General features: G+C 73.4%; 13 protein-coding genes. 7 read left to right on the forward strand and 6 right to left on the reverse strand.

Annotated elements, in window-relative coordinates; all coding sequences use genetic code 11:
- The first annotated feature begins 9 nt into the window (after positions 1-9).
- Positions 10-1332, forward strand: coding sequence for an FAD-dependent monooxygenase (locus ABZ793_RS04845; protein ID WP_357451970.1), 1323 nt, complete (start codon positions 10-12; stop codon positions 1330-1332).
- 33 nt (positions 1333-1365) lie between these two features.
- Here ABZ793_RS04845 and hrpA read toward each other — a convergent pair whose 3' ends face one another.
- Positions 1366-5400, reverse strand: coding sequence for an ATP-dependent RNA helicase HrpA (gene hrpA, locus ABZ793_RS04850; RefSeq protein ID WP_357451972.1), 4035 nt, complete (start codon positions 5398-5400; stop codon positions 1366-1368).
- A 133-nt stretch (positions 5401-5533) separates the two neighbouring features.
- On the opposite strand from hrpA, the gene ABZ793_RS04855 reads away from it, so the two are divergent.
- Positions 5534-5974, forward strand: a complete 441-nt coding sequence (locus tag ABZ793_RS04855; RefSeq protein ID WP_357451975.1) for a cytidine deaminase — start codon at positions 5534-5536, stop codon at positions 5972-5974.
- A 4-nt stretch (positions 5975-5978) separates the two neighbouring features.
- Here the strand turns inward: ABZ793_RS04855 and ABZ793_RS04860 are convergent, their stop codons facing one another.
- Positions 5979-6338, reverse strand: a complete 360-nt coding sequence (locus ABZ793_RS04860; protein ID WP_357451977.1) for a YciI family protein — start codon at positions 6336-6338, stop codon at positions 5979-5981.
- Positions 6339-6463: 125 nt separating this feature from the next.
- Between ABZ793_RS04860 and ABZ793_RS04865 the strand changes: the two genes are divergently transcribed.
- Genes ABZ793_RS04865 through ABZ793_RS04880 form a run of 4 tightly spaced genes read left to right on the forward strand, consistent with a single transcriptional unit; the run spans position 6464 to position 10491 of the window.
- Positions 6464-7510: an iron ABC transporter permease gene (locus ABZ793_RS04865; RefSeq protein WP_357451980.1), complete on the forward strand. Its 1047-nt coding sequence runs from the start codon at positions 6464-6466 to the stop codon at positions 7508-7510.
- Positions 7507-8610 (forward strand): iron ABC transporter permease, encoded by a 1104-nt coding sequence (locus ABZ793_RS04870; protein ID WP_357451983.1) that lies wholly within the window; start codon positions 7507-7509, stop codon positions 8608-8610. The genes ABZ793_RS04865 and ABZ793_RS04870 overlap by 4 nt, the downstream gene beginning before the upstream one ends.
- Positions 8611-8635: 25 nt before the next feature.
- Complete coding sequence (locus tag ABZ793_RS04875; RefSeq protein ID WP_357451986.1) at positions 8636-9547, forward strand: ABC transporter ATP-binding protein; 912 nt, start codon at positions 8636-8638, stop codon at positions 9545-9547.
- Positions 9547-10491: an iron-siderophore ABC transporter substrate-binding protein gene (locus tag ABZ793_RS04880; RefSeq protein WP_357451989.1), complete on the forward strand. Its 945-nt coding sequence runs from the start codon at positions 9547-9549 to the stop codon at positions 10489-10491. The genes ABZ793_RS04875 and ABZ793_RS04880 overlap by 1 nt, the downstream gene beginning before the upstream one ends.
- A gap of 81 nt (positions 10492-10572) precedes the next feature.
- Here ABZ793_RS04880 and ABZ793_RS04885 read toward each other — a convergent pair whose 3' ends face one another.
- The 3 genes from ABZ793_RS04885 to ABZ793_RS04895 form a co-directional block, all read right to left on the reverse strand.
- Entirely contained in the window at positions 10573-11019 is a 447-nt protein-coding gene (locus ABZ793_RS04885; RefSeq protein WP_357451992.1) for a DoxX family protein, read from the reverse strand.
- Between the two features lie 397 nt (positions 11020-11416).
- On the reverse strand, positions 11417-12061 hold the full coding sequence (locus ABZ793_RS04890) for a hypothetical protein (protein WP_357451995.1): 645 nt from the start codon (positions 12059-12061) through the stop codon (positions 11417-11419).
- Positions 12062-12252: 191 nt separating this feature from the next.
- Positions 12253-13062, reverse strand: coding sequence for a hypothetical protein (locus ABZ793_RS04895; protein WP_357451998.1), 810 nt, complete (start codon positions 13060-13062; stop codon positions 12253-12255).
- A 190-nt stretch (positions 13063-13252) separates the two neighbouring features.
- On the opposite strand from ABZ793_RS04895, the gene ABZ793_RS04900 reads away from it, so the two are divergent.
- Entirely contained in the window at positions 13253-13981 is a 729-nt protein-coding gene (locus ABZ793_RS04900; RefSeq protein WP_357452001.1) for a class I SAM-dependent methyltransferase, read from the forward strand.
- A gap of 168 nt (positions 13982-14149) precedes the next feature.
- Here ABZ793_RS04900 and ABZ793_RS04905 read toward each other — a convergent pair whose 3' ends face one another.
- On the reverse strand, positions 14150-16654 hold the full coding sequence (locus tag ABZ793_RS04905; RefSeq protein ID WP_357452004.1) for a DUF3516 domain-containing protein: 2505 nt from the start codon (positions 16652-16654) through the stop codon (positions 14150-14152).
- Between the last annotated feature and the right edge of the window lie 36 nt (positions 16655-16690).

Below are 16690 nucleotides of genomic sequence, written 5' to 3' on the forward strand. Positions count from 1 at the left end.
GCTGCCCGCATGGCAACCGGCAGCGCCGTGGTGATCGGCGCCAGCATGGGCGGCCTGCTGGTCGCCTGCGCACTCACCGAGGCGTACGACCGGGTCACCCTCGTCGACCGCGACGTGCTGCCCGAGCGGGCGGCCAGCCGCCGGGGCGTGCCGCAGGGGCGGCAGTTGCACGTCCTGCTGGCCCGGGGCCGGCAGGCGTTCGAGGAACTGCTGCCCGGCATCACCGCCGAGCTGACCGCGAACGGCGTGCCCACGGTCGACCTGCACGAGCAGGTCCACTGGTACAACGACGGCCACCGGATGCGGCGCGCGCCGTCGCCGCTGCTCGGCTTCGGGGTCAGCCGGCCGCTGCTGGAGCAGGTGGTCCGGCAGCGGGTCGCCGCCCTGCCCGGGGTCCGGATCGTGGCGGGCTGCGAGGCGGAGGGGCTCACCACCACCGCCGACCGGCGCCGGGTCACCGGTGTGCGGCTGCGCCCCCGCGACGGGGAGCCGCACACCGTCGAGGCCGACCTGGTGGTGGACGCCGGCGGCCGGGGCAGCCGCAGCCCCGTGTGGCTGGCCGAGCTGGGCTACCGGCCGGCGCCCGAGGACCGGGTCCGGATCGGGGTCACCTACGTCACCCGCACCTACCGCCGCGAGCCGCACCACCTGGAGGGGCTGCTCGGCGCGCTCACCAACGCCGTGCCCGGCCAGCCGTGGGGCGGCATCGTCGCCGTGCAGGAACAGGACCGGTTCGCGGTGGCGCTCAGCGGCATGCTCGGCGAGGAGCCGCCGGCCGACGACGAGGGGATGGCCGCCTTCGCCGACCGCCTCGCCGCCCCGCAGATCGCCGAGCTGCTGCGTACGGCGCGGCCGGCGAGCCCACCGGTGACGATGCGGTACCCGGCCAGCGTGCGGCGCCGCTACGAGCGGCTGCGCCGCTTCCCGGCCGGCTATCTCGTGGTGGCCGACGCGTTGTGCAGCTTCAACCCGGTCTACGGGCAGGGCATGACCGTGGCCGCGCTGGAGGCGCTGTTGCTGCGCCGGCTGGTCCGGCGGCGGCCGGACCGGCTCGCCCGGAGCTTCTTCCGGGGCGCGCGTCGCCTGATCGACGGGCCGTGGTCCATCGCGGTCGGCACCGACCTGCGCTTCCCCGAGGTGCCCGGTCGGCGTTCGCCGCGGGTGCGCCTGGTCAACGCGTACGTCGGCCGGCTGCACGCCGCGGCGGCCCGGGACGCGGCGCTGGGCGCGGCGTTCCTGCGGGTGCTCAACCTCGTCGACCCGCCGGCGCGGCTGCTCTCCCCGGCGGTGCTGCTGCGGGTGCTGCGCGGCGCGTCCGCGTCGGCGCGCTGACCCGCCGGCCCGCCCCGCCGGCCCGCGCCCGGACTACCTGCCCTCGGCGTCGTCCATCGCGCGGTAGATCCGCTGCTCAGACACCGGGTACGGGGTGCCCAGGGCCTGGGCGAAGACGTTCACCCGCAGCTCCTCGATCATCCAGCGGATCTGCCGGACCGCCGCCGACTGCCGGCGGCTCGGCGGCAGCGCGGCGAGCATGTCCTGGTATTCCTTCTGCACCACCGCGATCCGGTCCTGCTGCTGCTTGTCGCGCTGCGGGTTGCCGGGCAGCCGGTCCAGCCGCCGCTCGATCGCCGTGAGGTAGCGCAGCAGGTCGGGAAGGCGCGCGTACCCGGTCTCGGTGACGAAGCCGGCGTGCACCAGGCCGGTGAGCTGGGCCCGGATGTCGGCCAGCGCCGCCACCACGGCCAGGTTCTGGGTCTTGCCGAGCCGCTGCTCCACCGCGTGCGCGGCGGCGAGCACCCGGCGCACCCGGTCCATCACCTCGACCACGGTGTCCACCAGGTCGGCGCGGACCCTCTCGCGCAGGGCGGCGAAGCCCTCGGCGTCCCAGGCCGGCCCGCCGGCGTCGCCGATCAGCTTGTCGATCGCCGCCCCGGCGGCGTCCTCGATGAGCTGCTGCACACCCCCGTGCGGGTTGCGGCTCAGGGCCAGCTTCGCCTCGTTGCTCAGCCGCCCCTGGAGGAACCTCGCCGGCGACGGCACGGTCAGCCGGAGCAGTCGCCGGGTGCCCGCCCAGTGTGCGGCCTCCTGCTCGGCCGGCGAGTCGAACACCTTCACCCCGACCGTGGCGCCCTCGTCCACCAGCGCCGGGTACGCCGTCACCGCGTACCCGGCCCGGACCTGCTCGATGGTGCGCGGCAGCGTGCCGATGCCCCAGTCGGTCAGCCCGGTGCGGGCCACGTCCGGCGCGGCGGCGGCCACCACCTGGCGTACCTCCGCCTTGAGCTGGCGTTGCAGCGCCGGCAGGTCCTTGCCCTCGGCGACCGGCTTGTTCTCCTCGTCGAGCACGCGGAAGCTCACCCGCAGGTGCGCGGGGAGCCGGTCGAGGTCCCAGGCGTCGCGGGGCACGGTGACGCCGGTCATCCGGCGCAACTGCCGGGTCAGCGCGTCCAGCAGCGGCTCCTCGCCGGCCGGCATCGCGGCGAGCGCCGCGCGGGCGTAGTCCGGCACCGGGACGAAGTTGCGGCGCACCGCCTTGGGCAGCGAGCGGATCAGCGCGACCACCAGTTCCTCGCGCAGCCCGGGGACCTGCCAGTCGAAGCTCTCCGCCGGCACCTGGTTGAGCAGCGGCAGCGGGATGTCGACGGTCACGCCGTCGGTCGCGGTGCCCGGCTCGAACCGGTAGGTCAGCGGCAGGGTCACCCCGTCGGCCGACCACTCGTCGGGGTAGTCGGCCTCGTCCACCCCGCCGCGGCCGGCGTTGACCAGCAGCTCCCGGGTGAAGGTGAGCAGGTCCGGCTGCTCGCGGCGGGTCTTCTTCCACCAGGCGTCGAAGTGCCGCCCGGAGACCACGTCCGCCGGGACGCGGGCGTCGTAGAAGTCGAAGACGGTCTGGTCGTCGACGAGGATGTCGCGGCGGCGGGCCCGGTTCTCCAGCTCCTCGATCTCCGCCAGCAGCCGCTGGTTGTCCCGCCAGAAGTGGTGGTGGGTCTGCCAGTCGCCCTCCACCAGGGCGTGCCGGATGAACAGCTCGCGGGACAGCGCCGGGTCGATCCGGCCGAAGTTGACCTTGCGTGAGGTGACCAGCGGGACGCCGTAGAGCGTCACCTTCTCGTACGCCATCACGGCCGCCTGCTTCTTCTCCCAGTGCGGCTCGCTGTAGCTGCGCTTGACCAGGTGCTGGGCGAGGGGCTCGACCCACTCCGGCTCGACCCGGCCGTTCACCCGGCCCCAGAGCCGGGAGGTCTCCACCAGCTCGGCGGCCATCACCCACCGCGGCGGCTTCTTGAACAGCGCCGAGCCGGGGAAGAGCGCGAACTTGGCGCCCCGCGCGCCCAGGTACTCGTGCTTCTGGGCGTCCTTGAGCCCGATGTGCGACAGCAGGCCGGCGAGCAGCGACTGGTGCACCTTGGGAGTGTCGATCTCCTCCGGCAGGTCCGCGCCGCCCCGGCGCCGGCCGCCGCCGTCGGCGTCCCGCGCCGGTCGCCCCTCTTCGGGGGTACGCAGCACCTGGCGCAACTGGCTGACGATGTCCTGCCATTCGCGTACCCGCAGGTAGTTGAGGAACTCCGCCTTGCACATCCGGCGGAACGCGCTGGAGGACAGCTCGCGCTGCTGCTCGCGCAGGTGCCGCCACAGGTTGAGCAGCGTCACGAAGTCCGACTCGCGGTCGGTGAACCGGGCGTGCGCCTGGTCGGCCTGGGCCTGCCGGTCCGCGGGCCGTTCGCGGGGATCCTGGATCGACAGCGCGGCGGCGATCACCATCACCTCGGTGGCGCAGCCGTTGCGCTCACCCTCGACGACCATCCGGGCCAGCCGCGGGTCGACGGGGAGCTGGGCGAGCCGCCGGCCCAGCGGGGTGAGCCGCTTCGCCGGGTCGGTCTCGGTCGGGTCCAGCGCGCCCAGCTCGTGCAGCAGGTTGACGCCGTCGGCGATGTTGCGCCGGTCCGGCGGGTCGATGAACGGGAACGCGGCGATGTCGCCGAGCCCGATCGAGGTCATCTGGAGGATGACCGAGGCGAGGTTGGTACGCAGGATCTCGGGGTCGGTGAACTCGGGGCGGGACAGGAAGTCCTGCTCGTCGTAGAGGCGGATGCAGATGCCGTCCGAGGTGCGCCCGCAGCGCCCCTTGCGCTGGTTGGCGGAGGCCTGCGAGACCGGCTCGATCGGCAGCCGCTGCACCTTGAGCCGGCTGCTGTAGCGGGAGATGCGGGCCGTGCCCGGGTCCACCACGTACTTGATGCCGGGCACGGTGAGCGAGGTCTCCGCGACGTTGGTCGCGAGCACCACCCGGCGCCCGGCGTGCGGGGCGAAGACCCGGTGCTGCTCGGCGGTGGAGAGCCGGGCGTAGAGCGGCAGGATCTCCGTGCCGCGCAGCGCCGGCTTCTTCTCCACCAGCTTGCCCAGCGCGTCGGCGGTGTCCCGGATCTCCCGCTCGCCGCTGAGGAAGACCAGGACGTCGCCGGGCCCCTCGGCGGCCAGCTCCTCGACGGCGTCGCCGATGGCCTGGATCTGGTCCCGGACGTTCTCCTCGTCGTCCCCGTCGTCCTCGCCCTCGGCGACCTCGACCAGCGGCCGGTAGCGCACCTCGACCGGGTACGTGCGCCCGGACACCTCGACCACCGGCGCCGGGACGCCGTCCGGCGCGTCGTCGGTGGGCGGCCCGGCGAAGTGCCGGGCGAACCGCTCGGTCTCGATGGTCGCCGAGGTGATGATCACCTTGAGGTCGGGGCGGCGGGGGAGGAGCTGCCGGAGGTAGCCGAGGATGAAGTCGATGTTGAGGCTGCGCTCGTGCGCCTCGTCGATGATCAGGGTGTCGTACTGGCGCAGCATCCGGTCGGTCTGCAACTCGGCGAGCAGGATGCCGTCGGTCATCAGCTTTACCAGGCTCCGGTCGCTCACCTGGTCGGTGAAGCGCACCTTGTAGCCGACCACGTCGCCCAGCTCGGTGCCGAGCTCCTCGGCGATCCGGTCCGCCACCGTACGCGCGGCCAGCCGGCGCGGCTGGGTGTGCCCGATCAGCCCGTTGATCCCGCGCCCCAGCTCCAGGCAGATCTTGGGCAGCTGGGTGGTCTTGCCGGAGCCGGTCTCGCCGGCCACGATCACCACCTGGTGGTCGCGGATCGCGGCGGCGATGTCGTCCTTGCGTTCGCTGACCGGCAGCTGGGCCGGGTAGGTGACCACCGGCACGGCGGCGCGCCGGCTCTCCAGCCGCGCCTCGGCCCGCGCGACGTCGGCGGCGATCTCGGCGAGCGCCTCGTCGCGCCGCTGCGGGTCCCTGAGCCTGCGCACCCCGTCCAGCCGCCGTTGCAGGCGACGCTGGTCGCGGAACATCAGGGGACGGAGGCGGCGGTGCAGCTCGCGGGCGGGATCGGTCGCGGCGGGTGCGGCTGGATTCTGCATGTCGTCGCCAAGGATAGGCAGCCGGCGGCCGGACCGCTCCCGGGTTACCGGTCCGCCCGCGCGCGTCCGCCCGCGCGGGCGGACGCGGGTCTAGAGTTGACCGCCGACCGACGTCGAACCACGGGGATGCGCGATGACGATGCGGGACACCGACCGGGCCCTGGTGCAGGCCGCCACGGCGGTCGCCAAGCTGCGCTGCCGCAGCGAGAACCACACGGTCGCCGCCGCGGCGCGGACCACCGACGGTCGGGTCTTCACCGGCGTGAACGTCTACCACTTCACCGGCGGCCCCTGCGCGGAGGTGGTCGCGGTCGGCGCCGCCGCCACCCAGGGCGTCACCGAGCTGGAGACGATCGTCGCGGTGGGCGACCGGGGGCGCGGGGTGATCGCGCCCTGCGGGCGCTGCCGGCAGGTGCTGCGCGACTACTTCCCCACCATCGGGGTCATCGTCGGGCCGATGGACGCGCTGCGCGTGGTGCCGGTCGCCGAGCTGCTGCCCGAGACCTACGTCTGGGCCGACCACCAGCTCGACGGCCCGTCGCTGCCGGCGGCCCGCACGGGCGCCGGGGACTGACGGCTCAGTCGCCGGCCGCCGCCTCCAGCATCGACCGGGGGATCGGCACGCTCTCGAACCGCACGTTGCCCTCCGGCACCATCCAGCTCATCACCTGCACGGCCAGCTGCCCGGCCCGCACGGCCGGGTCGTTGTGATACAGCTCGCGGGCCTCCTCCGGGCTGATCGGGAGCACGACGAACCCGCGCAGCCGGTCGTCGTCGGCCGCCACGAAGGGCCCTGCCGCCAGGACGAGACCCTGGTCCACCAGCCCCGCCTGGTGGGCCAGGTGGGCGTCCTGCAACCGGTCGGCCGCGTCCAGCGGCAGCTCCGGGGCGTCCGGCGGGCGCACCAGGAGCACCACCGTGTGCTGGTCGAATCGCATCCCTCCAGCGTAGGGCCGGGACGTGCCGCCGGGCGGCGGCGCGGCGGATCGACCACCGCTGGTTAGGCGGCCCTAACCGGGTGGTCTAAGGTAAGGCGAACCTAAGCACAGCTTGCGGGAGACTCGTGACCACCCTCGCCACCCCACCGGCCCCGGCCGGCACCCGGCCCCGCGCGCGTGGCGGTCGCCGGGCGGCGGTCGCCGTCGCCGCCGCGCTGGCGCTGCTGTTGGCCGTGCTGGCGAGCTTCGCGCTCGGCAGCCGGTCGCTCGCCGTCGACGAGGTGTGGCGCGCCCTGGTCGCCCCGGACGGCGGCGAGGCCACCACCATCGTCCGGGAGCTGCGGATGCCGCGCACCGCCCTCGGCCTCGTCGTCGGGCTGGCGCTCGCCGTCGCCGGGGTGCTCTTCCAGGCGCTGACCCGCAACCCGCTCGCGGAGCCGCGCATCCTCGGGATCAGCGCCGGCGCGTCGTTCGGCGTGGTGCTCGCCATCTCCGTGTTCGGCGTCGGCAGCCTCGCCGGCTACGTCTGGTTCGGCATCGGCGGCGCGCTCCTCGCCGGCCTGCTGGTCTTCGCCGTCGCCACCCGCGCCCGCGAGGGCGCCAGCCCGGTCACTCTCGCGCTGGTCGGCGCGGCCCTCGACGCCAGTCTCGCCTCCGTGGTGTACGCGCTGCTCAGCATCGACGCCCGCACGTTCGAGGACTACCGGTTCTGGGTGGTCGGCGGGCTCACCGGGCGGGATGTCTCGGTGGCCGCCCAGGTGCTGCCGTTCGTGCTCGCCGGGCTGGTGCTGGCCGCCCTCGTCGCCCGCGGCCTGGACGCCCTCGCCCTCGGCGACGACGTGGCCCGGGGCCTCGGGCACCGGATCGGGCTGGTCCGCCTCGGCGGCGGCGTCGCCGCCGTGCTCCTCACCGGGGCGGCCGTCGCCGCCGCCGGTCCGATCGCCTTCGTCGGGCTCGCCGTGCCGCACCTGGCCCGCGCCCTGGTCGGCGCCGACCACCGCTGGACCCTGGCGGTCTCCGCGCTGCTCGGGCCCGCGCTGCTGCTCGGCGCCGACGTCGTCGGCCGGCTGGTCGCCCCGCCCGGGGAGGTGCCGGCGGGCATCGTCACCGCACTCGTCGGCGCCCCGCTGCTGGCCTGGCTGGTCCGCCGCGCGAAGGTGGTGACGGCGTGACCGCCCCCACCCGCCCCGCCGCCCGGAAGCCGGCCGACCGGTCGACGGGCCGCCCCCGTGCCGGAGTCGTCGCGCTGCCCGGGCGCTCGCTGGTGCGCGTCGGCCCGGTCAGCGTGCAGATCCGCCGCCGCTCGGTGCTGGTCGCCGCCACGCTGGTCGTGCTGCTGCTGGGCGCCGGGGTGCTCAGCCTCTCCCTCGGCACCCCGTACGTCGCCCCGGTCGACGTGCTGCGCGCCCTCTCCGGCGCCGGCACCCCGTACGACCTGGTCGTCTTCGACCTGCGGCTGCCCCGGCTGGTGCTGGCCGCGGTGGCCGGCGCGGCCTTCGGGGTCGCCGGCACGCTGATCCAGAGCGTGGCCCGCAACCCGCTCGCCAGCCCGGACGTCGTCGGCATCACCCAGGGCGCCGGCCTCGCCGCCACGGTGGCCCTGACCGGCGGGGCCGCCGCGGTGATCGTGGCGCCGGCGGCGCTGGCCGGTGGCCTGGCCGCCGCCGCGCTGCTGTTCGTCCTCGGCGCCCGGCACGGGTTGGCCGCCCAGCGGTTCGTGCTCGCCGGCGTGGCGGTCGCCTTCGCGCTGCGGGCCCTGACCGAGGTGGTCATGCTCACCGCCGACCCGATCGACGGGCTGCGCGCGCAGATCTGGCTGATCGGCACGCTCGCCGGCAAGGGCTGGACCGAGGCCCTCTGGATCGCCGCCACCCTCGTCGCGCTCCTGCCGGTGCTCGCCTGGGCCGGCTGGGCGCTGAACAGCACCGCGCTGGACGACGACACCGCCCGGGGGATCGGCCTGCGCCCGGTGGCCCGCCGGGTCGGCCTCGCCGGCACCGGGGTGCTGGCCGCCGCGATGGTCACCGCCCAGGTGGGCGCGGTCGACTTCGTCGCCCTGGTCGCCCCGCAACTGGCCCGGCGGCTGGTCCGCGCGGAGCGCCCCCCGCTGGTCTGCGCCGCCCTGCTCGGGGCGCTGCTGCTGGTGCTGGCCGACCTGGCCGGCCGGCGGCTCTTCGCCCCCACCCAGCTGCCCGCAGGGGTGCTGACCGCCGCCATCGGCGGCCCGTACCTGATCTTCCTGCTGGTCCGCGGCCGCCGGCGGCCCTCGTGATGTCCCACCCTGGCAAGGAGGCATGATGCTCTCCACCCGCGACCTGGTCGCCGGCTACGACGAGCGGACGGTGCTGGACGGGCTCGACCTGGAGCTGCCCGCCGACGCGTTCACCGTGATCGTCGGGCCCAACGCCTGCGGCAAGTCCACCCTGCTGCGCACCATGGCCCGCCTGCTCACACCCCGGCGGGGCGCGGTGCTGCTCGACGGCGCCGCCATCCGGGACCTGCCGACCCGCGAGGTCGCCCGGCGGCTCGGCGTGCTGCCGCAGAGTCCGCTGGTGCCGGAGGGGGTCACCGTCGCCGACCTGGTCGGCCGGGGCCGGCAGCCGTACCAGCGGTGGTGGCGGCAGTGGTCGGAGGAGGACAGCGCCGCCGTCGACCGGGCCATGGCGCTCGCCGACGTGGCCGGGCTGGCCGGCCGGCCCGTGGACACCCTCTCCGGCGGCCAGCGGCAGCGCGTCTGGATCGCCATGACCCTCGCCCAGGACACCGAGGCGCTGCTGCTCGACGAGCCGACCACCTTCCTCGACCTCGCCCACCAGGTGGAGGTGCTGGACCTGCTGCACCGGCTGCGCGCCGAGCGGGGCCGGACGGTGGTGGCCGTGCTGCACGACCTCAACCAGGCCGCCCGGTACGCCGACCACCTGGTCGCGATGCGGTCCGGCGCCGTGGTGGCCGCCGGGCCGCCCCGGGAGATCCTCACCGCCGAACTGGTCCGGGACGTCTTCGGGCTCGACTGCGTGGTCGTGCCCTGCCCGGTGACCGGGGCGCCCCTCGTGGTGCCCGCGCTCACCAGCCCCTCGCTGACCCGGCCGTCCGACGCGGCCGACCTGGTCGGCTCAGCTCCGGCGGGACCGCCGGCCCCGGCGGCCCGCCCCCCGGCCGAGGACGCGCTCACCCCGCGCACCGGCTCGTACCCCTCGAAAGGAATCTGATGCGTCGTCTCGCCGCCGCCCTCACCGCGGCGCTGGCCCTCGGCGTCGGCCTCACCGCCTGCGGTGAGAGCGACCCGGTCGCCGGCACCACCACCGGGGAGACCCGGGAGATCACCCACGCCATGGGCACCACCAAGGTGCCGGCCGACCCGAAGCGGGTCGTCGTGCTCGACACCGACAAGATCGACACCGCGCTGTCCCTCGGCGTCACGCCGGTCGGCGCCGCCACCGCGGGCGAGGCGAAGAGCTGGCCGACCTACTTCGGCGAGGAGAAGCTCGCCGGCATCAAGGAGGTCGGGGTGCTCACCGAGCCCGACCTGGAGGCCATCAACGCCCTCAAGCCGGACCTGATTCTGGGCAGCAAGTTCCGCCAGGAGAAGTTCTACGACGAGCTGAAGGCCATCGCGCCGACCGTGTTCACCGAGAAGGTCGGCACCACCTGGAAGGAGAACTTCCTCCTCGACGGCAAGGCGCTCGGCAAGGAGCAGCAGGCCAAGGACCTGCTCACCGCGTACGAGACCCGGGCCAAGGAGTTCGGCGCCAAGCTGGGCGACGCCGCCGACCGCAAGGTGTCCATCGTCCGCTTCATGCCGACCGAGATCCGCGTGTACGGGCCGGACTCGTTCTCCGGCATCGTGATCGGCGACACCGGCCTGGGCCGCCCCGAGCGGCAGCTGCTGACCGGCAAGGAGGACCGGCGGATGGACCGGGTGAGCCCGGAGCGCATCGGCGAGGTCGACGGTGACGTCATCTTCGTGACCGCGTACGGCGAGAAGGCCGCCGCCGAGCAGGCCAAGGTCACCGGCGGGACGCTGTGGAAGGCCCTGCCGGCGGTCAAGGCGGGCAAGGCGCACGTCGTCTCCGACCAGATCTGGATGACCGGCATCGGCGTCGGCGCCGCCAGCCGGATCCTCGACGACCTGGCGAAGTACCTCACCGCCTGACCGACGTCCGCCCGGGTCCGCCGGGCAACCGCCTGTGGTGGCCGCACCGTCCCCGGTGCGGCCACCACTGCGTTGTGCGGGTCAGGCCCGGCCGGCGGGGGCCGGTTCGGCGGCCCGGCGGCGGCCGGTCAGCAGGTGGTCGACGCTGAGCCGGCCGGCCCCGACCGCCGCCAGCAGCAGGCTCGCCGCGCCGAGGACGAGGACGAGCTCGTAGCCGCCCTTGTCCACGAACAGGCCGTTGCCGGCGTGCACGAAGATGAACGCGCCGAGCATGTCCAGCGCGAGCAGGACACCGGCGATCGGGACGACCGCGCCGAGGAGCAGCGCCGCGCCGCCGAGCAGCTCGACGCCCGTGGCGAACCACGCGGACAGGGTCGGCAGGGGTACGCCGGCCTGGTCGAAGAAGGCGGCGGTCCCGTCGACGCCGTTGGTGACCAGCTTCTGCCAGCCGTGGGCGAAGAAGACGATGCCGACGCCGATCCGGGCGAGCAACATCGCGACGTCACGGACGGTGGTGGGCAGGGTCATGGTTCTGCTCCTCATGCTGGTGGACTGCCGAACGGCCGGTCGGATCGACGCGCGCCGTGTCGCGGACGGCCGGGCGCGACGCGACCGGCGGGCGGAACGCCTCGCGGCCCGGATCTCGGTCCGCCGGGCCTGTCGGATACCGCCGGGGACCACCGTACCCGGAGATGGTTGAAGGCTCAACCGTTGACACGGAAAGTGATTGTCGCCGCGCCGCCGTTCTGTCGCCGACCTGGGCGAATCGCGCCCGAAGGACGTGGCCTCCGGGTGGTCGCCGGGGCGCGGCGGACCGCCGGAACGGCGACGCGCCACCTCCCGGGCGCGGTGTCGGCCGGCTCCGGAAGGTGGCGCGCGTCGGGGCCCAGGGTGGGCCCGTCGAGGGGGCGGGTGGTGGGTGGGGTCAGGCGGCTGTGGCCCAGATCGCCTGGAAGGCGGCCGCCTCGCCGGCCAGCCAACGCTCGATCTGCTCGGGCCGGGCGTCGGCGGGCATGCGGTGGGCCTCGCCCCGGCGGACGTCCACCAGGACCGGCTCGGCGTGCGGGAGCACCGCGTCCATGTGCCGGGCCATCAGGTGCAGGGTGGCGAGCACCGCCTCCGGGCTGGGCGGGGCCTCGTCGAAGTGCAGGCGGACGGCCTCGACGCGACCGTCGGCGTGGCGTACGCCGAACTGGGGGTTGATCTTGACGGGCAGGTCGCCGAGCATGGCGAGCGCGTCGCGGGTCTGGGCGAGGTCGACGGCCCTCGGCTCGCCGAGGGAGTGCAGCCAGGCCCGCGCGCCGGGGACGAGGGCCTCGTAGAGCGGGCGCCAGCGGGGCTTGACCACGTCGACCACCTGGTCGAGGTGGGTGCCGCCGGTGTGGAAGGCGATGTCGGCCTTGAGCGCCTTGACGAACTGGCCGTGCGGGTTGAAGCCGGAGCGGCTGACCCGCTGCTTGCGCAGGCCCCCGACGAAGGTGGCCTTGGTGGGGCCGGTGCGGTCGACGTAGCGGGTGAAGCCGAGCAGGGTGGCGTAGGGGGTGGGTGAGCCGGAGGCGGGCGTGGTCACGGACGTCCTCCCAGGTCAGGAACTCGATTAGTACATACATTCTAATCGACCGGTGTGACATCGCCCAGGCGGCGAACGAGGTTGTCTGTGACCGAGCAACTTGCGATGAGATGGCCGCCGAGCGGCACGAGGAGCTGGGTGTGACGCGGGACGGGGCGGCAGAACGCCGCCCCGTCCCCGCAGACCGATGCTCAGGTGAGCATGTCGTAGACGTCGTCGGACGCCTCGACGATCTTGTCCGCCGGTGGCTTCCGCACCGGGGTGGCGGTTCCGTAGTCGGCGTAGGTGACGGTGATTTCCTGCGCCTTGCTCGTGGCCGACGCGGGCATCTGAAGGGTCATCTTGCTCAGCCGCCCCTGGCCGTCGAGCTGCGCGGTGAAGGGAACCGCTCCAGCCTTGCCGCCGAGTTCCTTCAGCGTGTCGGCGTCGAACCAATCCGAGTCGGTGGCCTTGGACCCGTCAACCGTTCCCGCGTACGCGCCCTCGCCGGTCTTCTCGACCTCGGTGATCGCCTCGATGAGTGGCTTGGTGCCGGCCGGGTCGACATCGACGAAGTCGAACTGGAGATCCTTGACGTCCTTGATCTTCGACCGGTCGAGATGCTGGTACTTGCCCTTGAGGGCGTTGACCTCGGGGATCATCTCGGCCATCGCGCCACCGAACTCGAGCAGGGCCCAGGTGTCGGCGTCGATGTGGACGAAATGCGTCTGCATGGTGAGGTCTTCGGTGGCCTGGCCACCCATCTTCATCTCGGCGCTCTTCGACGGCAGGTGCACCGTGCCGCTTACGGCGAAGTCCCCGTCACTGGTCACGACGAAGGTGAAGTTGCCCTTCTCGATCTCCTTCATGGAGGCGAGCAGCGCCTCCTTCGGATCGGAGGGGACGGCCGACGCGGCCGGGCCGCCGGCAGCCGGCGCCGGTTCGTCCGACTTGCAAGCGGCCAGACCGGGCACGAACAGGGTGGCGGCGAGCACGCCGACGCCCCACCGTCGAATGTTCACGTCGTCTCTCTTCACAGGAGGGTGGGACCCGGCCGACCACGATCGCCGGGCAGTGAGCCAGCGCAGCGTAGCCGACCCGGCCGACGCCCAGAGTTGCCCCAAAAGCCGTGGTCACGCCGCCGACTTGTCTGCCGGCCTGGACAACGCGATCTCGCTCGTCCACTCCGGACCAAGAGGATACGGTGACCGCGTGGCTGACCCGATCTTCGCGGAGCGCCGTCTGGCCGAGGTCTACGACCCCCTGGACCCCGACCGCAGTGACCTGGACGTATACGCGGCCATGGCCCGGGAGTTCGGCGCGCACAGCGTCCTCGATATCGGCTGCGGCACCGGCACCTTCGCGTGTCTGCTCGCCCACCAGGACCTGGACGTGACAGCGGTGGACCCGGCGGCGGCATCGTTGGAGGTCGCACGGACCAAGCCCGGTGCCGATCGGGTGCGGTGGCTGCACGGTTACGCGGTGGACCTGCCCCCGCTCCAGGTGGATCTGGCGACGATGACCGCGAACGTCGCCCAGGTCTTCCTGACCGACGAGGACTGGGCCTCGACTCTGCTGGCGGCGCACGCGGCGCTGCGCCCAGGAGGACGCCTGGTCTTCGAGACCCGCGACCCGACGGCGAAAGCGTGGTTGGAGTGGAACCACGAACGATCGCACAAGCACACGATGATCCCAGGCGTTGGCGAGGTCGAGACGTGGGTCGACCTGATCGACGTCAGCGGCGACCTGGTCTCCTTCCGCTGGACGTTCGTCTTCACGTCGGACGGCACGCGGCTGACGTCCGACTCCACCCTGCGGTTTCGTCGCCGCGACGAGGTGGCCGCATCCCTCGCCGGCGCGGGCTATCTCGTCAGCGAGGTACGGCAGGCACCGGATCGGCCAGGTCGCGAGATGGTCTTCATCGCACAGCGTCCCGAATGACCATCGGCACCGTGCCCGCGCAAGATCCGCTGAGCCAGCCAACCAGACCTGGACGGGTCCGGTCGCCCCTGTCTACGTGACGGACCTCAGCTCCGCACCGGCGTGACTCGTCATCCTCGATCGGACGGGACACCGCCCGGGGCATCCCGGGCGGTCCCATGGAACGACCTAGAGTTGGCCGACGGAGGTGATCCGGACCACCGCGGCGCCCGCCTCGTCGGAGGCGGCGAGGTCGACCTCGGCGCTGATGCCCCAGTCGTGGTCGCCCTCGGGGTCGTCCAGGATCTGCCGTACGCTCCACTTCTCCCGACCCTGTTCGATCATGAGCAGCGCCGGCCCGCGCGCGTCCGGCCCCACCCCGATCGAGTCGTACGCCTCGAAGTACGGCTCCAGCGCGTCGGCCCAGGCGTCGGCGTCCCAGCCCGACGCGGCGTCCAGTTCGCCGAGGTCGTGCCAGCGGCGCAGCGCGGCCAGCTCGACCCGGCGGAACAGGGCGTTGCGCACCAGCACCCGGAAGGCGCGGGCGTTGCGGGTGACCGCCGGGACGCGGTCGTCCAGCGCCTCGGCCGCCTCGGCGGCGTCGGTGGGGTTGCGCAGCCGCTCCCACTCGTCGATCAGGCTGGAGTCGACCTGGCGGACCAGCTCGCCGAGCCACTCGATGAGGTCGACCAGCTCCTCGGTCTTCGCGTCCTCGGGCACGGTCTGCCGCAGCGTCTTGTACGCGTCCGCGAGGTAGCGCAGCACGAGGCCCTCGGAGCGGGACAGCCCGTAGAACTGGACGTACTCCGTGAAGGTCATCGCCCGCTCGTACATGTCCCGCACCACGGACTTGGGGGAGAGCTGGTGGTCGGCCACCCACGGGTGGCCCTGCCGGTACATCTCGTACGCCGACTCCAGCAGCTCCGCGAGGGGCTTGGGCCAGGTCACCTCGTCGAGCAGTTCGAGTCGGGCCTCGTACTCGATCCCCTCGGCCTTCATCGCGGCGACCGCCTCGCCGCGGGCCTTGAACTGCTGCGCGGAGAGCACCTGGCGCGGGTCGTCGAGGATCGACTCGATCACCGAGAGGACGTCGAGGGCGTACGAGGGGGACTCGACGTCGAGCAGCTCGATCGCCGCGAGGGCCAGCGGTGACAACGGCTGGTTGAGGGCGAAGTCGAGCTGGAGGTCGACGGTGAGACGGACCCGCCGTCCGGTCTCGTCCGGCTCGTCGAGCTGCTCGACCACCCCGCCGGCGCGCAGCGCCCGGTAGATGGCGATGGCGCGCCGGATGTGCCGGCGCTGGGCGGCCCGGTCCTCGTGGTTGTCGGTGAGCAGGTGCCGCATCGCCGCGAACGCGTCGCCGGGGCGGCCGATCACGTTGAGCAGCATCGAGTGGCTGACCTGGAAGCTGGACGTCAACGGCTCGGGCTCGGCCTCGACCAGGCGCTCGAAGGTGGGCTTGCCCCAGCCGATCGACCCCTCCGGTGGCTTCTTGCGCACCACCTTGCGCCGCTTCTTCGGGTCGTCGCCGGCCTTGGCCAGGGCCTTCTCGTTGTCGATGACGTGCTCCGGGGCCTGTACCACCACCCGGCCGATGGTGTCGAAGCCGGCCCGACCGGCCCGTCCGGCGATCTGGTGGAACTCGCGGGCCTTGAGCAGCCGGGTGCGCACGCCGTCGTACTTGGACAGGCCGGTGAACAGCACGGTGCGGATCGGCACGTTGATCCCGACGCCGAGGGTGTCCGTGCCGCAGATGACCTTGAGCAGGCCGGCCTGGGCGAGGGTCTCCACCAGCCGGCGGTACTTGGGCAGCATGCCGGCGTGGTGCACGCCGATGCCGTGCCGGACCAGCCGGGACAGGGTCTTGCCGAAGCCGGAGGTGAACCGGAAGTTCCCGATGGCCTGGGCGATCATGTCCTTCTCGGCCCGGGTGCAGACGTTCACGCTCATCAGGGCCTGGGCGCGTTCCAGGGCGGCGGCCTGGGTGAAGTGCACGACGTAGACCGGCGCCTGCTTCGTCTCCAGCAACTCCTCCAGGGTCTCGTGCAGCGGCGTCATCGCGTACGAGAAGAGGAGCGGGACCGGCCGCTCGGCCGAGCGGACGACGGCGGTGGGCCGGCCGGTGCGCCGGGTCAGGTCGTCGACGAAGCGGGTGGTGTCGCCGAGCGTGGCCGACATGAGGACGAACTGGGCCTGCGGCAGCTCGATCAGCGGCACCTGCCACGCCCAGCCGCGGTCCGGCTCGGCGTAGAAGTGGAACTCGTCCATGATCACCTGGCCGACGTCGGCCCGGTCGCCCTCGCGCAGCGCCAGGTTGGCCAGGATCTCCGCCGTGCAGCAGATGATCGGGGCGTCGGCGTTGACGCTGGCGTCGCCGGTCAGCATGCCGACGTTGTCGGCGCCGAAGACCTCGCAGAGGGCGAAGAACTTCTCCGACACCAGGGCCTTGATCGGGGCGGTGTAGAAGGTGGTCCGGTCGTCGGCCAGGGCCGCGAAGTGCGCCGCGATCGCCACCAGGCTCTTGCCGGAGCCGGTCGGCGTATTCATGATCACGTTGGCGCCGGAGACGATCTCGATGACCGCCTCCTCCTGGTGGGGGTAGAGGTCGAGGCCGCGCTCCTTCGCCCAGCCGGCGAACGCGTCGAAGAGGGTGTCGGGGTCGGCGCTGGTCGGCAGCGCGGCGGTGAGCGTCATAGCGGGTCCCATGGTGCCTGGATCATGCCCCCGCGC

The organism is Micromonospora sp. NPDC047465 (genome assembly GCF_040643125.1).
Taxonomy (GTDB): domain Bacteria; phylum Actinomycetota; class Actinomycetes; order Mycobacteriales; family Micromonosporaceae; genus Micromonospora.

What these genes read in the sequence shown, in the direction of transcription:
- ABZ793_RS04845 (WP_357451970.1), top strand. Translation starts at nt 10, where the DNA reads ATGGCAACCGGCAGCGCCGTGGTGATCGGCGCCAGCATGGGCGGCCTG.
- hrpA (WP_357451972.1), bottom strand. Translation starts at nt 5,400, where the DNA reads ATGCAGAATCCAGCCGCACCCGCCGCGACCGATCCCGCCCGCGAGCTG.
- ABZ793_RS04855 (WP_357451975.1), top strand. Translation starts at nt 5,534, where the DNA reads ATGACGATGCGGGACACCGACCGGGCCCTGGTGCAGGCCGCCACGGCG.
- ABZ793_RS04860 (WP_357451977.1), bottom strand. Translation starts at nt 6,338, where the DNA reads ATGCGATTCGACCAGCACACGGTGGTGCTCCTGGTGCGCCCGCCGGAC.
- ABZ793_RS04875 (WP_357451986.1), top strand. Translation starts at nt 8,636, where the DNA reads ATGCTCTCCACCCGCGACCTGGTCGCCGGCTACGACGAGCGGACGGTG.
- ABZ793_RS04880 (WP_357451989.1), top strand. Translation starts at nt 9,547, where the DNA reads ATGCGTCGTCTCGCCGCCGCCCTCACCGCGGCGCTGGCCCTCGGCGTC.
- ABZ793_RS04885 (WP_357451992.1), bottom strand. Translation starts at nt 11,019, where the DNA reads ATGACCCTGCCCACCACCGTCCGTGACGTCGCGATGTTGCTCGCCCGG.
- ABZ793_RS04905 (WP_357452004.1), bottom strand. Translation starts at nt 16,654, where the DNA reads ATGACGCTCACCGCCGCGCTGCCGACCAGCGCCGACCCCGACACCCTC.